The organism is Agrobacterium sp. 33MFTa1.1 (assembly GCF_004328495.1).
Lineage (GTDB): Bacteria > Pseudomonadota > Alphaproteobacteria > Rhizobiales > Rhizobiaceae > Agrobacterium > Agrobacterium pusense.
Genome location: NZ_CP036358.1, coordinates 2,589,538 through 2,604,029 on the forward strand (window position 1 = coordinate 2,589,538; position 14,492 = coordinate 2,604,029).

Consider the following 14,492-nt stretch of genomic DNA (forward strand, 5'->3'; position numbering starts at 1 on the left):
GCATGAATGAGCACCGCTTCCGTACCGCTGCCAAACTGGATTACTTACGGCCTCCTGCCGTTTCTCAATGTCGTTACCGCCTTTCTGATTTCCGGCCTCGTTGTCTGGTCCATCGGTGAAAACCCGCTTGCGGCGCTGCGCCTGCTGATCGAAGGGGCGCTCGGCCGTGGTGATGCCATCGGCTTCACGCTGTTTTATACGACGAGTTTCATCTTCACCGGCCTCTCCGTCGCCGTCGCCTTCCATGCCGGGCTCTTCAATATCGGCTCCGAAGGTCAGGCCTATGTCGGTGGCCTTGGCGCGGCGCTGGTGGCGCTGGCGCTCGATCGTTATGTGCCATGGTACGTGACGATGCCCTTCGCCGTCATCGGCGCTGCTGTTTTTGGCGCCGCCTGGGCCTTCATTCCGGCCTGGCTGCAGGCAAAACGCGGCAGTCACGTGGTCATCACCACCATCATGTTCAACTTCATTGCTGCGGCCTTGATGGTTTACCTGCTGGTGAACGTGCTGATCGTGCCCGGCAAGATGGCGCCGGAAACCCGCACTTTTCTGCCGGGCGGCCAATTGCCGAAACTCGACTGGCTGATGGCCCTCTTCGGCCTGAAGCTTGGTCCGGCGCCGTTTAACGTCTCCTTCCTGATAGCGTTGGTGATGTGTTTTCTGGTGTGGGTGCTCATCTGGCGCACCAAGCTCGGTTATGAAATGCGCACGCTCGGCATCAGCCCCTCCGCCGCCATTTATGCCGGTATTCCCTATGCACGCACCGTCATCATCGCCATGCTCATCTCTGGCGGTCTGGCGGGCATGATGGCGCTGAACCCGGTTATGGGCGCGTCGGCCCGTCTGCAGGTGGAATTCGTCGCCGGTGCGGGCTTCGTCGGCATCGCCGTGTCGCTGATGGGCCGAAGCCATCCGCTCGGCATCATCTTTGCGGCATTGCTGTTCGGCATTCTCTATCAGGGCGGCGCAGACCTTTCCTTCGAGATGCCCAACATTACCCGCGAGATGATCGTGGTCATTCAGGGTCTTGTGATCCTTTTCGCCGGCGCGCTGGAATATATGTACCGGCCTGCAATCGTCCGCATTTACCAGCGTCTGGCAAAGGGGTGAGCTGACATGGATTTCTTCGATATGCTGGTCAGTATTCTGGGCTCGACCGTTCGTCTCACCATTCCGCTTCTCTTTACCGCACTGGCCGGGCTCTTTTCCGAGCGGGCCGGCGTGTTCGATATCGGCCTTGAGGGCAAGATGCTGGCAGCGGCCTTCGCTTCCGCCTGCGTTGCCTATATCACGGCGAACCCCTGGGCTGGCCTCTTGGCCGGTATTGCCGTCTCGATCCTGTTCTCGCTGATCCACGGCTTTGCTGTCATCACCAATCGCGGCAACCAGATCGTGTCGGGCGTGGCGTTGAACTTCATTGCCGCCGGCCTGACCGTGGTACTGGGACAGGCCTGGTTCGGCCAGGGCGGACGCACACCGCAGCTTCCGGGCGAGGGGCGTTTTGCCCCGATCATACTGCCCGGCGCTGATGCCATGCGCGAGGTTCCCTTCATCGGCCCGCTCTATGCAAACGTCATTTCCGGCAACAACATCCTCACCTATCTTGCCTTCCTGGCGGTGCCGCTGTCCTGGTGGGTGCTTTACCGAACGCGTTTCGGCCTGCGCCTGCGCGCGGTCGGTGAAAATCCGGGCGCTGTCGATACGGCTGGTATTTCGGTGACGTGGATGCGCTTCCGCGCTGTCATTGTCGCCGGTTTTCTCTGCGGTTTTTCGGGCGCCTATCTTGCTGTGGCTCAATCCGCTGCCTTCATCGCCAACATGTCGGCGGGCAAGGGCTACATCGCGCTCGCGGCGTTGATCTTTGCGAAATGGAAGCCGGTGCCGGTTATGTTCGCCTGCCTTCTGTTCGGTTTTCTGGATGCTGTCGCGAACTTCATGCAGGGTAAATCCGTGCCTGGCATCGGCGAAGTGCCGGTGCAGATATTCCAGGCCATGCCCTATATTCTGACCTGCATCCTGCTTGCGGGTTTCATCGGCGTTGCCAAGCCCCCGAAGGCCGGTGGCGTTGCTTATGCGAAGGAGCGTTAACCCCATGTCCTCCGACCCGAAATCCGATCCGCAGGCCCATGCCCTGTTTGAGGCGGCAGTAGAGGCCATGGCCTTCGCCCATGCCCCCTATTCAAAATTTCCGGTCGGTGCGGCAATCCGCGCCGAAGACGGCAAGATCTACAAGGGCGCCAATATCGAGAACATCTCCTTCCCGCAGGGCTGGTGCGCAGAACCATCAGCCATCAGCGCCATGATCATGGGCGGGGCGAAAAAGATCAATGAAGTCGCCGTTATCGCCGAGAAGCTGCCGCTCTGCTCTCCTTGTGGCGGCTGCCGCCAGAAGATCGCCGAGTTCGCCACGCCGGAGACAAAGATCTATCTTTGTGACGAAACCGGCGTCCAGAAGGTCATGACCATGGAAGAGCTGCTACCCTCCGTCTTCAAGACCGAGCTGCCCTGATGACCGACGGTTTGATCGACATTCTGGTGGACCGCCTGAACGGCCTCATGCCGCGCGTCGCCATCGTGCTTGGCTCCGGTCTGGGATCGCTGGTGGAAGAGGTGAGCGAGCCGATCCGTATTCCTTGCGCCGAGCTGCCCGGCTTTCCCGCTGGCGGCGTTTCCGGCCATGCGGGCGAACTGGTGGCTGGTTATCTCGGCGGTGAGCCCGTCATGATGCTGTCGGGTCGGGTCCATTTCTACGAAAAGGGTGATCCCGCAGCGATGCGCCCGGTCATCGAAGCGCTCGCCGGCCTGGGCGTGCAGTCGCTCATCCTCACCAATTCGGCGGGCTCGGTCAGGCAGGATATGCCACCCGGCTCCGTCATGCAGATCACCGATCACATCAATTATTCCGGCATGAACCCGCTGATCGGTGAGGAAAGCGACCGCCGCTTCGTCGGCATGACGACGGCTTATGATCCTGATCTTATGCTTGCCATGCGCAATGCCGCCATCCGTGCGACGGTGCCATTGTTCGGCGGTGTCTATATGTGGTTCTCTGGCCCAAGCTTCGAAACACCGGCGGAAATCCGCATGGCGCGGCTGCTGGGGGCGGATGCCGTGGGCATGTCTACCGTGCCGGAAGTCATCCTTGCGCGCTTTTTCGGGATGCGCGTCGCTGCCGCATCGGTTATTACCAATTACGGTGCCGGCATGACCGGCGCGGAACTGAGCCATGAAGAAACCAAGGACATGGCTCCCGTGGGTGGCAAAAGGCTTGCCGCCATTCTGAAGGAAATGATCGCAGGAGGAGCGTGACCATGGAACTCCAGCGTCCGCGCGAAGCGGCTGCCCTCACTTTGTCCTTGCTGGACCTCACCAACCTCAAGGAAGACTGCACGCCACAGCAGATCGCCGCGCTCTGCCAGCGGGCGCATACGGAGTTTGGCAATACGGCCGCCATCTGCATCTGGCCGCGTTTCGTGGCGCAGGCGCGCGCCGCCTTCGGAAAGGATCACACGATCCGCATTGCAACGGTCGTCAATTTTCCGTCGGGTGATCTTGATGTCGCAACCGTGGTCGCGGAAACCGAGGTGGCGATCCGCGACGGTGCGGATGAAATCGATCTTGTCATTCCCTATCGCAAATTCATCGCGGGCGATGAAACCGCGGTTTCCGACATGGTGGCCGCCGTTCGCAAGGCCTGCGCTACACCCGTGCTGCTCAAGGTCATTCTCGAAACCGGCGAGCTGAAGGACAAGGCCCTGATCCGTCGGGCTTCCGAAATTGCCATTGCCGAAGGCGCCGATTTCATCAAGACCTCGACAGGCAAGGTTGCCGTCAACGCCACGCTGGAGGCGGCTGACATCATGTTGCAGGCGATCCGCGACAGCAAACAGAAGGTGGGCTTCAAGCCGGCCGGCGGGATCGGTACCGTGGGGGACGCGACACTTTACCTGCGGCTGGCGGAAACCATCATGGCGCCGAACTGGGCCATGCCTTCGACGTTCCGTTTCGGCGCTTCAGGTCTCCTTGACGACGTGCTGAACGTTCTGGCCGGCGGAGAGCCCGCCAGGACCGCCAGCGGGTATTGAGCTTGATCCCGCAGGAAACCATCCGACGCAAACGCGATGGCCTGGCGCTCTCGCCGCAGGAGATCGCCGCATTCATCGAAGCGCTGTCGAAAGACGGCATCTCGGAAGGGCAGGCGGCGGCTTTTGCCATGGCGGTGTTTTTCCGTGGAATGAATCGGGATGAGATGGTGGCATTGACACTTGCCATGCGTGACAGCGGTGATGTCCTGTCCTGGAGCGATATCGGCAGGCCGGTTGCCGACAAGCACTCGACCGGTGGCGTTGGAGACAATGTCTCTCTGATGCTCGCCCCGATCGTAGCCGCTTGTGGTCTCGCTGTGCCGATGATTTCCGGCCGGGGCCTTGGGCATACCGGCGGCACGCTGGACAAGCTGGAAGCGATTCCCGGTTACAATGTCATGCCGGACGAGGTTCTGTTTCGCCGGGCGGTGAAGACGGTCGGCTGTGCCATCATCGGTCAGACGGGTGACCTCGCCCCCGCTGACAGACGCCTCTATGCCATTCGCGATGTGACCGCGACGGTCGATTCCATACCGCTGATTACGGCTTCTATCCTGTCGAAGAAGCTGGCGGCCGGGCTGCAGACGCTTGTGCTTGATGTCAAGGTCGGCAACGGCGCCTTCATGCAAAGCATTGACGATGCACGAACGCTCGCCCGCGCGCTGGTCGATGTGGCTGTTGGCGCAGGTTTGCCGACAACGGCGCTGATAACAGATATGAACCAGCCGCTTGGCGATGCCGCCGGCAATGCCGTTGAAATCGTCAATTGTCTCGATTTTCTGGCTGGTCGCAAGGCTGGTAGCCGTCTGGAAAACGTGGTTCTGTCTTTCGCGGCGGAAATGCTCGTGCAGGCTCAAAAAACGGCCACACTAGAAGAAGGCGCAGCACTGGCGTCGGCCGCCCTCTCCTCCGGTCGGGCAATGGAAATTTTCGCGCGAATGATTTCGGCATTGGGCGGGCCAACGGATTTCGTTGAAAATCCTTTCCTTTATCTGCCGTCCGCGCCAGTCACTCTTCCGGTCCAGGCCGTGAGCAGCGGCTGGCTGACATCCTGCGCAACGCGCGAACTCGGCATCGCCGTCGTCGGACTTGGCGGCGGCAGACGAAAACCCTCGGACAGGATCAATCCCGCCGTTGGTATTTCGAATATCCTGCCGCTTGGGATGAAGGTGGAAAAGGGAGAACCGATTGCCATTGTCCATGCAGCGTCCGGAGAAGACGCAGCCTACGCCATTAAAGCGATAACGGCCTGCTATGGAATCAGCGACGACGCGCCGGAAGTCGCTGCACCCGTTCTCGAGCGGATCACCTGACCAGCCGCATTTCGCCGCCAGAAACCTTGAACGACGATAATTGCTTCAGGAAGCTCATGCCGACCAGCATGTTGCTCAGTGCATTGTCCTTCAGCACCATGGCGTCGACATTCTGCACGCGGATCGTGCCTATCTCCACCCGGTCGAGCTTCACATAGGCGGCCATGGTCTGACCGTTGGCGGTTGAGATCGCGTATTTGAAATCCAGACTGTTGACGCCGTATCCGAGCCGACGTGCAATCGTCTCATTGATGGCAACCGTTGAAGCACCGGTGTCGATAAGTCCGTCGAATGATTTGCCGTTGATACGAAAGGTGGCGTTGAAGTGGCCGCGGGCGTCAGCTTTCAGATTGACTCCGCCCAACGAAACAGGCTGGGGTTTGGCTGCTTCGGCCACAATTTCGGTTTTTGCTACGCTGCTTTCCGGGCGCGGCTGAAATTTGTCCATCAGAACGGGTATTTGCGTGGCGCCGATGGAAAGGCCAACAAGCAGAAAAATCGCGCGCGCCAGCAAGTCTTCACTCCTCCGAGGGCCGGTTACCCCTGGCAAGAATAGACGCAAAACATGCCGAAATCTTAAAAGAAAAAGCCATCCGCCGCTGATCGGGCGGCGAATGGCGTAAAAGGTTAAGCGATGATGAATGGTTACTTGGTGCCGTACATGCGGTCGCCGGCATCACCGAGGCCGGGGACAATGTAACCCTTCTCGTTCAAATGCCTGTCGATCGCGGCGGTGTAGATCGGCACATCGGGATGTGCCTCACGGAAATTCTTGATGCCTTCGGGGGCTGCCAAAAGACACAGGAAGCGGATGTTCTTCGCACCACGCTCCTTCAGCTTTTCCACGGCGGCGATGGAGGAGTTGCCGGTCGCCAGCATGGGGTCGACAACGATGACCAGACGGGCATCGAGGCTTTCCGGAGCTTTGAAATAATATTCGACGGCCTCGAGCGTATCGTGGTCGCGATAGACGCCGACATGGGCAACGCGCGCCGAAGGCACCAGTTCGAGCATGCCTTCCAGAAGGCCGTTGCCTGCGCGCAGGATGGAGGCGAAAACCAGCTTCTTGCCTTCCAGCACTGGTGCCTGAATGGTCTCGAGCGGCGTATCGATGGTTTCCATCGTCATTTCAAGATCGCGCGTCACTTCATAGCAGAGCAGCGTCGAAATCTCCCTGAGCAGGCGGCGGAAGCCGGCTGTGGAGGTTTCCTTCTTGCGCATGATGGTGAGTTTGTGCCGCACCAGCGGATGTTCGATGACTGTGACGCCGTCCATGAAACTGGCCTTCCTTTTTTCTTGTGCCCCTGTAATTGACCGAAAGTCGGCTTTTCGCAAGCCTTCTTCGTGGTTTTACCCTGCCAACAGCTGCATCAGGCGCCGTCGAGTTTTTTAAGCAGCCTTCCGCGCGTTGCCTCGTCAACGAAGGCACATTCCAGTGCGGTGCGGGTCATGCTGTTTATCTCGCCATCGCTGAAGCCGAACTCGTCGGCGGCCAGCGCATATTCCCGTGCAAGTGATGTAAAGAAGAATGGCGGGTCGTCGGAGTTGATGCAGACCCGCACTCCCGCGTCGCTGAGGGCTCTCAGCGGATGGCTGGCGAAGTCGGGATAGACCTTGAGCGCAATATTGGAGCCGGGGCAGACTTCAAGGACTGTTCCGGTTTCGGCGAGCCGTGCAACGAGACCGGCATTCTCGATTGCCCGCACGCCATGCCCGATGCGGGATGGTTTGACGAGATCGAGTGCATCGGCCACGCTTTCCGGCCCGCAAACCTCGCCGGCATGAATGGTCAATCCAAGGCCGGCATCGCGTGCGATATCGAAGGCGCGCGCATAATCGGCGACGCGGCCCATACGCTCCTCGCCAGCCATGTTGAACCCCGTCACCAGCGGATGTTGGGTGCGCGCCGCATATTCGGCCGCGGCGATCACCCGCTCCGGACCGAAGTGCCGCTCGCCTGTGACGATGATGCGGGTTTCGATACCCGTCTTGTCCCTTGCAATCCGGATGCCTTCGGCAATGCCGGCCAGATAAGCGTCGGCGCCAAGCCCGATGCGGTCGCCATGGTCGGGCGAAATGATCAGTTCGCTATAGATCGTATTGGCTTCTGCGAGTTCGGTCAGATAGGCTTCGGTGAGAACGGCATAATCCTCATCCGTCTTGAACACTTGCGCCACCGCATCATAACAACGGATGAATTCAGCGAAATCCGACCATACATATTGGCCGTCCCGCAGAAAGCTGCTGGTGTCGATTCCGTATTTTTCAGCCTGTTTCGCGACCAGGGCGGGCGGGGCCGCACCTTCGATGTGGCAGTGAATTTCCGCCTTCAGCAAATGCGATGTCAAATGAAGCTCCTGCCGTGAGAACCGGCCTCGATACCTAGATGGTGGGCGATGCTTTCGCCGATATCGGCGTAGCTTGAACGAATGCCGACATCGCGCGAGCGGATGCCCGGGCCGAATGCCATGATCGGTACCCTTTCCCGTGTGTGGTCCGTGCCCCGCCATGTGGGGTCGCAGCCGTGATCGGCGGTCAGAAGAGCGATATCGCCAGGCGCCATCTTGCGGTGGATTTCGGGGATTCGCGCATCGAAAGCCTCAAGGGCGGCGGCGTAACCGGCAACGTCGCGCCGATGGCCATAAAGCATGTCGAAATCGACGAAATTGGTAAAGACGAGATCGCCGCTTTCTGCCTCGTCGATAGCCTGCAGCGTCGCATCCATCAGGGCGGCGTTGCCGTTTGCCTTGATGACGCGTGAAACGCCTTGGTGGGCATAGATATCGCCGATCTTGCCGATGGCGTGCACTTTTCGGCCGGCCTCCACAAGCCGGTCGAGCAGAGTAGGCTCCGGTGGCAGCACGGAAAAATCACGGCGGTTGCCGGTGCGTTCGAAGGTCGCGACCGTTTCGCCGATGAAGGGACGCGCGATGACGCGGCCTATGTTCAGCGGATCGAGCAGCTTGCGTACCGTCTCGCAGAGCGCGATGAGCCGCCCCAGGCCAAAATGCGTTTCGTGCGCGGCAATCTGGAACACGGAATCCGAAGATGTGTAACAGATCGGCTTGCCGCTCCGGATATGTTCTTCGCCGAATCGCGCGATGATCTCGGTGCCGGAAGCATGGCAATTGCCGAGAATGCCCGGAAGATCCGCCTCCTCGCAGATCGCTTTCACCAGTTCCGGCGAAAACGCATCGCCCTCCGTCGGAAAATATCCCCAGTCGAACGTCACCGGCGTTCCCGCGATCTCCCAGTGACCGGACGGAGTGTCCTTGCCCTTCGAAACTTCGCTGGCGCAGCCATGCAGGCCAAAAATGCGTTCCGGCGCCTCCATGCCGGCGGGAATGTCACCACTTGCCTGCCTTGCGATCTCCAGCAGGCCGAGCGAACACATGTTCGGCAGCTTCAGCGGTCCGGACCGTAGTCCCGTTCTGTCAGCTGCACCGGCAGCGCAGAATTCCGCGATGTGACCGAGCGTATTCGCTCCAAGATCGCCATAGTGCTCCGCATCGGGCGCACCGCCGACGCCGAAGGAATCCAGAACGAGAAGAAATGCTCTTGCCATAACTCACCGAAACGAAGCTGCGCCGACGGGCATGTCAGGCCGAACTGTCGTTATAGATCAGCAAAACGTGAAGAAGGAAGGGGTTTTGTGAACCATTCGGTAAAACCGGCCGCTCAATCCTTGCCCTGCTTTGACCTCGGGGCGTTCAGATTGCGCAGCACATACCAGCCCGCCGCGACGACCATGGCCGCGAGAATGTACCAGGTAATGGCGTAGGAGAGATGGTTGTTGGGGAAGGTAAGCATGGTCTTGCCGCCGACCGGCAGACCGCCGGGATTGGGTGCCGCATCGGCATCGACATAAAACGGCGCGACGCCCGAAAGGCCGGAGGCCTGCGATATCTGCGGAATGTTGCGGGAGTACCAGCGTCCATTTGTGGGGTCATTGGTGCGGAGGAAAAGCCCGCCTGTCTCGGGGGCACGCATCAGCCCGATGACCTCCGCGCGGCCTGTCGGCTGACCTTCCTGTCGCGATGACGGGTCTCGCCTGTCGGACGGGACAAAGCCGCGATTGACGATGATGCTCGTGCCATCATCTCGTCTCAGCGGTGTCATGATCCAGTAACCCGGGCCGAGATCGGTAACGGTATAGACCTGGACCTCTTTGTCGTTGAGGAAAGTGCCCGAAAGTCTCACACGGCGATATTCGTACTCCGCTGGCTCGCCGAGCGCCGGCCACTGCCCGGCGGCGGGCGCATCGGTGGGCTCCGCGTGCGCACGGGCCTCGACACGCTCAATCAGGTCGAGCTTCCAGGAAAGTCTTTTGACCTGCCAGGTTCCAAGAGCCAGCAGCAGCCCTGTCAGGGCGACGGTCAGAAACAGAACGACGATGGCTGCGGGGCGAATGCCGCGCTTGGGGGGCGTTGTTTTGGTCATGTCACGGTCCTTGAGAAGCATGTCTGGCGGAGGTGTCGTCCACCTGACCGGGCCTCATCGCCCCGAATGCGCTTCTTCCAGCAGATAACCCCATAAATCGCGCCACGATTCATGGGGTTATGTGTTGGCGCGGAAGGCGGCCTGCCGGGCTTCCGGCAGGCCGCAATTTCTGGTTAAGGCAGGTTTTTCACATCTTCGATGTGCAGCGGCATCATGTTCTTGTTCATGTTGTACATGACCCACAGCGAACCGGAGAGCGTGATCAGCAGCACCACGACGGTGAAGATCAGCGCCATGAAGGTCCAGCCGCCTTCCGACTTGGTGTCCATGTGCAGGAAATAAATCATGTGCACGAAGATCTGGATGACGCCGAGGCCCATGATGGCGATGACGAGCAGCGTCTTGTTTTCAAGGACGTCGCCCATGACCAGCCAGAAGGGGATCGCCGTCAGAATGACCGAAAGGATGAAGCCGATCATGTAGCTTTTGAACGTGCCGTGGCTCGCGCCATCATGGTGATGATGGTCGTCGCCATGCGCGTCGTGATGTGCGTGTGCTTCGGAACTCATCAAAGAACTCCCATGAGGTAAACGAAGGAGAAGACGCCGATCCAGATGACGTCGAGGAAGTGCCAGAACATCGACAGGCACATCAGGCGACGCTTGTTCGCCGCGATCAGGCCGTGCTTGGCGATCTGCACCATCAGCGTGACGAGCCAGATGATGCCGAAGGTGACGTGCAAACCGTGCGTGCCGACGAGCGCGAAGAACGACGACAGGAAAGCCGAACGGTGCGGACCGGCTCCTTCTTCGATCAGGTGATGGAACTCGTAAAGTTCGACGGCAAGGAAGGCGAGGCCGAAGAGACCGGTGATTCCGAGCCAGACCAGGGTCGTCTTTACCTTCTGCTTTTCCATTTCCAGCATGGCGAAGCCATAGGTGATGGAGGAGAAAAGCAGGAAGCCGGTGTTGATGGCGACGAGCTTGAGATCGAACAGATCTGCGCCCGAAGGTCCGGCCGCATAGCTGCGGCCGAGGACGGCGTAGGTGGCGAAGAGCACGGCGAAAATCAGGCAGTCGCTCATCAGGTAGAGCCAGAAGCCGATCGAAGTGCCGTTCTCCGGATGATGGTCTTCCTTCAGGTAAAAGACCGGTGGTTCAGCGCCGTCGACGCTTTGTGCAGGTGTATGAGCCATGTTTCGTTACGCCTGTTTCGCGAGCAGCTTGGTACGCTCCGCCTCAACCGTGGAGACGTCGGAGGCTGGAATGTAGTATTCGCGATTGTAGTTGAAGGTATGGGCGATCGAGACCGCGACGATGCCGATGAACGACAGAACGGCCAGCCACCAGATGTGCCACACCAGGGCAAAGCCCAGCACCACGCTGATGGCGCTGATGATGACGCCCGAGCCGGTATTCTTCGGCATGTGGATTGGGATGAAGCCTTCCAGCGGGCGGCTGTAACCGCGCTTCTTCATGTCCGTCCAGGCGTCAACATCATGAATGACGGGTGTGAAGGCGAAATTATACTGCGGCGGCGGAGAAGACGTCGACCATTCCAGCGTGCGGCCATTATAGGGGTCGCCGGTGACGTCACGCAGCTTGTCGCGCTTCAGGAAGCTGACGATGAGCTGGATGACGAAGGAGGCGATGCCGAGCGCGATCAGGAAGGCGCCGAAGGCGGCAATCAGGAACCAGATCTGAAGAGAGTTGTCTTCGAACTGGCTGAGGCGGCGGGTAATGCCCATCAGGCCGAGAATATAGAGCGGCATGAAGGCAAAATAGAAGCCGGTGAACCAGAACCAGAAGGACAGCTTGCCCCAGAACGGATCGAGACGATAGCCGAAGGCCTTCGGGAACCAGTAGACGATGCCGGCGAGAACGCCGAACACCACGCCGCCGATGATCGTGTTGTGGAAGTGGGCGATCAGGAACAGCGAGTTATGCAGCACGAAGTCCGCTGGCGGTACGGCGAGAAGGACGCCGGTCATGCCGCCGATGACGAAGGTGATCATGAAGCCGATCGTCCACAGCATCGGCACGTCGAACTTGATGCGGCCCTTATACATGGTGAAGAGCCAGTTGAAGATCTTCGCACCCGTCGGAATCGAGATGATCATCGTCGTGATGCCGAAGAAGGCATTGACGTTTGCGCCCGAACCCATGGTGAAGAAGTGGTGCAGCCAGACGATATAGGACAGGATGGTGATGACGGCAGTGGCGTAGACCATCGACGCGTAACCGAAGAGGCGCTTGCCCGAGAAGGTGGCGACGATTTCGGAGAAGATACCGAAAGCCGGCAGTACCAGAATATAAACTTCCGGATGGCCCCAGATCCAGATGAGGTTGACATACATCATCGGATTGCCGCCGAGGTCGTTGGTGAAGAAATTCGTACCAGCGTAGCGGTCAAGGGTCAGAAGCGCGAGCGTTGCGGTCAGGATCGGGAAGGATGCCACGATCAGGATGTTCGAACACAGCGACGTCCAGACGAAGATCGGCATACGCATCATGGTCATGCCCGGCGCGCGCATCTTGATGATGGTCACGATCAGGTTGATGCCTGACAGCGTCGTTCCGACACCCGCGATCTGCAAACCCCATATATAATAGTCGACCCCCACTCCCGGGCTTCCGTCGATGCCGGAAAGCGGCGGATAGGCAAGCCAGCCCGTCTGCGCATATTCACCGATGAACAGCGAGATCATGGTGATGACGGCGCCAGCCGTGGTCATCCAGAAGGAGAAATTGTTGAGGAACGGGAATGAAACGTCGCGGGCGCCGATCTGCAGCGGCACGACGAAGTTCATGAGACCGGTGATCATCGGCATGGCCATGAAGAAGATCATGATGACGCCGTGGGCGGTGAATATCTGGTCGTAGTGATGCGGCGGAAGATATCCCTCCGATCCGCCGGAGGCGATGGCCTGCTGCACGCGCATCATGATGGCGTCGGCAAAACCGCGCAGAAGCATGATAAGCGCCAGAATGATGTACATGATACCGATCTTCTTGTGATCGATGCTCGTGAACCATTCATTCCAGAGGTAGCCCCACAGCCTGAAATAGGTGATGGCGCCGACGACGGCGATGCCGCCCAGAGCCACGGCCGCGAAGGTGGCGACAAGAATGGGCTCGTGAAGCGGGATTGACTCCCAGGTTAGCCGTCCGAACAGGAACGACGTTTGATCGGAGTTGACGACCATTTTAGCCTCTTGCGATTCAAAGACGTAAATTCGGCGCGGACAGGCCGCGCCGCAGAATGCCGGGACGTATCGTCAGCCAGCGACTTGTTTGGTTTCCGGCAGCGCCGCAGGTTCGAAAGTCTGGCCTTCGATAGCAGCCGGAGTGGATTGTGGACCGCTGGCGACGCCATAAGGCGCAAGCGGGGTGCAGACGACGGAGTTAAGCGCCTTGGCGATGTCGATGCCTTCCTTGCCGCCGCCGCCATTGGCGTCGATGTGCATCATGTCGCGCATGCAGAGCTTGTTGGGCTCCACGCAACGGTTGAGGATGGCGCTGTAGAGTTCCGGATCGACCGAAGCGAAATATTGCACCGGCTCGCGCTCCGAAGGCTTGGCGAATTCGAGATATTCCTGGCGCCCGAAGCCCTTGCCGCCTTCCTTTGCCTTGGCCACCCACTGGTCGAAGCCCTGCTGGCTGAGGCCGTGGAATTTGAAGCGCATATGCGAGAAGCCGGGGCCGGAGAAGTTGGCCGAGAAGCCGTCATAGACGCCTTCCTTGTTGATCACTGCATGCAGCTTGGTCTGCATGCCGCCCATGGCATAAATCTGGCCGGCCAGTGCTGGAACGAAGAAGGAGTTCATCGCCGTCGTGCCGGTGATCTTGAAATTGATCGGGACATCGACCGGAGCGGCGAATTCATTGACGCTGCCAATGCCGAGTTCAGGGTAGAAGAACAGCCACTTCCAGTCCATGGCCACAACTTCGACGGTGATCGGCTTGATATCGGCGGTGACCTGACGGTTCTCGTCGATGCGTTCCAGCGGCCGATAAGGGTCGAGTCGGTGGGTGGAAATCCAAGTCACGGTACCGAGCATCAGAATGATCGCGACGGGTGCCGACCAGATCACCATCTCAAGGCGCGTGGAATGGTGCCACTCGGGATCGTAATCCTCGGCCTTGGCCGACTCGCGGTACTTCCATGCGAAGAACAGCGTCAGGGCAATGACGGGAACGATGATCAGCAGCATCAAGACCGTGGACGTGATGATAAGATCGCGCTGCTGGATGGCGACGTCGCCCGAGGGATTCATGACAACAAGGTTACAGCCGCTGAGCAGCAGCATTGCCGGAATTGCCAGGAGGGCGGATGGGAGTTTTTTGATCATGCGCACGTTCTTTGAACTCGTACAGTTTGGATTATGCCGCGAATAATTGCCGAACATCATTTTTCAAATGAGGTATATTGTCGCGGTGCAGCGAAATCTTTGCGATGCACCATGTGGCGGTCAAAGCTGCGTTTACAGGCGGAGCGCGTGCATTATCGCATAGGAAGCCCGTGGGGCAAGCCTTTCTTCTCAAACTTCAATTGACGTTACGTAGGGTGCGTGTGACAATCCGTCGCATCGTAACGCAACGGAAGAGGAGCCTGCGCGTTACATGAAATGGTTCGTCCATGACGCAGGAGGAAT

15 protein-coding genes are annotated in these 14,492 nt (G+C 59.2%); 6 read left to right on the forward strand and 9 right to left on the reverse strand.

Translation table 11 applies throughout. From position 1 onward, the window contains the following. The first annotated feature begins 6 nt into the window (after positions 1-6). From EYD00_RS12890 to deoA, 6 genes are read left to right on the forward strand one after another with little or no spacing between them, the layout of a single operon-like run. Positions 7-1,110: an ABC transporter permease gene (locus EYD00_RS12890; protein ID WP_004439171.1), complete on the forward strand. Its 1,104-nt coding sequence runs from the start codon at positions 7-9 to the stop codon at positions 1,108-1,110. Positions 1,111-1,116: 6 nt separating this feature from the next. After that, positions 1,117-2,088, forward strand: a complete 972-nt coding sequence (locus tag EYD00_RS12895; protein WP_004439173.1) for an ABC transporter permease — start codon at positions 1,117-1,119, stop codon at positions 2,086-2,088. Positions 2,089-2,092: 4 nt separating this feature from the next. Continuing rightward, on the forward strand, positions 2,093-2,509 hold the full coding sequence (locus EYD00_RS12900) for a cytidine deaminase (protein WP_004439175.1): 417 nt from the start codon (positions 2,093-2,095) through the stop codon (positions 2,507-2,509). Next, a complete protein-coding gene (locus EYD00_RS12905) occupies positions 2,509-3,309 on the forward strand; it encodes a purine-nucleoside phosphorylase (RefSeq protein WP_004439177.1) in 801 nt (266 codons plus the stop codon). Before EYD00_RS12900 ends, EYD00_RS12905 begins: the two co-directional genes overlap by 1 nt. Before the next feature lie 2 nt (positions 3,310-3,311). Next, positions 3,312-4,085 carry a deoxyribose-phosphate aldolase gene (gene deoC / locus EYD00_RS12910; protein WP_004439179.1) on the forward strand — a complete coding sequence of 258 codons (774 nt, stop codon included), beginning with the start codon at positions 3,312-3,314 and terminating at the stop codon, positions 4,083-4,085. Next, positions 4,082-5,398: a thymidine phosphorylase gene (gene deoA / locus EYD00_RS12915; RefSeq protein ID WP_004439181.1), complete on the forward strand. Its 1,317-nt coding sequence runs from the start codon at positions 4,082-4,084 to the stop codon at positions 5,396-5,398. Before deoC ends, deoA begins: the two co-directional genes overlap by 4 nt. Here the strand turns inward: deoA and EYD00_RS12920 are convergent. The 9 genes from EYD00_RS12920 to cyoA form a co-directional block, all read right to left on the reverse strand. After that, complete coding sequence (locus tag EYD00_RS12920) at positions 5,391-5,912, reverse strand: TIGR02281 family clan AA aspartic protease (RefSeq protein ID WP_004439183.1); 522 nt, start codon at positions 5,910-5,912, stop codon at positions 5,391-5,393. The genes deoA and EYD00_RS12920 overlap by 8 nt on opposite strands. A 131-nt stretch (positions 5,913-6,043) precedes the next feature. Further along, entirely contained in the window at positions 6,044-6,673 is a 630-nt protein-coding gene (gene upp, locus EYD00_RS12925) for a uracil phosphoribosyltransferase (RefSeq protein WP_004439188.1), read from the reverse strand. 95 nt (positions 6,674-6,768) lie between these two features. After that, entirely contained in the window at positions 6,769-7,746 is a 978-nt protein-coding gene (locus EYD00_RS12930) for an adenosine deaminase (protein ID WP_004439190.1), read from the reverse strand. Continuing rightward, a complete protein-coding gene (locus EYD00_RS12935) occupies positions 7,743-8,963 on the reverse strand; it encodes a phosphopentomutase (RefSeq protein WP_034496167.1) in 1,221 nt (406 codons plus the stop codon). Before EYD00_RS12935 ends, EYD00_RS12930 begins: the two co-directional genes overlap by 4 nt. 113 nt (positions 8,964-9,076) lie before the next feature. Continuing rightward, on the reverse strand, positions 9,077-9,838 hold the full coding sequence (locus EYD00_RS12940) for an SURF1 family protein (protein ID WP_004439194.1): 762 nt from the start codon (positions 9,836-9,838) through the stop codon (positions 9,077-9,079). A gap of 173 nt (positions 9,839-10,011) precedes the next feature. Next, entirely contained in the window at positions 10,012-10,407 is a 396-nt protein-coding gene (gene cyoD / locus EYD00_RS12945; RefSeq protein WP_004439196.1) for a cytochrome o ubiquinol oxidase subunit IV, read from the reverse strand. Further along, complete coding sequence (gene cyoC / locus EYD00_RS12950) at positions 10,407-11,033, reverse strand: cytochrome o ubiquinol oxidase subunit III (RefSeq protein ID WP_004439198.1); 627 nt, start codon at positions 11,031-11,033, stop codon at positions 10,407-10,409. The genes cyoD and cyoC overlap by 1 nt, the downstream gene beginning before the upstream one ends. A gap of 6 nt (positions 11,034-11,039) precedes the next feature. Beyond that, complete coding sequence (cyoB, locus tag EYD00_RS12955) at positions 11,040-13,043, reverse strand: cytochrome o ubiquinol oxidase subunit I (protein ID WP_004439200.1); 2,004 nt, start codon at positions 13,041-13,043, stop codon at positions 11,040-11,042. 72 nt (positions 13,044-13,115) lie between these two features. Next, positions 13,116-14,189 carry a ubiquinol oxidase subunit II gene (gene cyoA, locus EYD00_RS12960; protein ID WP_034496355.1) on the reverse strand — a complete coding sequence of 358 codons (1,074 nt, stop codon included), beginning with the start codon at positions 14,187-14,189 and terminating at the stop codon, positions 13,116-13,118. Positions 14,190-14,492 lie beyond the last annotated feature (303 nt).

Coding starts and splice junctions, on each gene's coding strand:
- cyoB (WP_004439200.1), bottom strand. CDS start 13,043: ATGGTCGTCAACTCCGATCAAACGTCGTTCCTGTTCGGACGGCTAACC.
- upp (WP_004439188.1), bottom strand. CDS start 6,673: ATGGACGGCGTCACAGTCATCGAACATCCGCTGGTGCGGCACAAACTC.
- EYD00_RS12890 (WP_004439171.1), top strand. CDS start 7: ATGAGCACCGCTTCCGTACCGCTGCCAAACTGGATTACTTACGGCCTC.
- cyoD (WP_004439196.1), bottom strand. CDS start 10,407: ATGAGTTCCGAAGCACACGCACATCACGACGCGCATGGCGACGACCAT.
- EYD00_RS12905 (WP_004439177.1), top strand. CDS start 2,509: ATGACCGACGGTTTGATCGACATTCTGGTGGACCGCCTGAACGGCCTC.
- EYD00_RS12900 (WP_004439175.1), top strand. CDS start 2,093: ATGTCCTCCGACCCGAAATCCGATCCGCAGGCCCATGCCCTGTTTGAG.
- cyoC (WP_004439198.1), bottom strand. CDS start 11,033: ATGGCTCATACACCTGCACAAAGCGTCGACGGCGCTGAACCACCGGTC.
- EYD00_RS12940 (WP_004439194.1), bottom strand. CDS start 9,838: ATGACCAAAACAACGCCCCCCAAGCGCGGCATTCGCCCCGCAGCCATC.
- deoC (WP_004439179.1), top strand. CDS start 3,312: ATGGAACTCCAGCGTCCGCGCGAAGCGGCTGCCCTCACTTTGTCCTTG.
- EYD00_RS12935 (WP_034496167.1), bottom strand. CDS start 8,963: ATGGCAAGAGCATTTCTTCTCGTTCTGGATTCCTTCGGCGTCGGCGGT.
- EYD00_RS12895 (WP_004439173.1), top strand. CDS start 1,117: ATGGATTTCTTCGATATGCTGGTCAGTATTCTGGGCTCGACCGTTCGT.
- cyoA (WP_034496355.1), bottom strand. CDS start 14,189: ATGATCAAAAAACTCCCATCCGCCCTCCTGGCAATTCCGGCAATGCTG.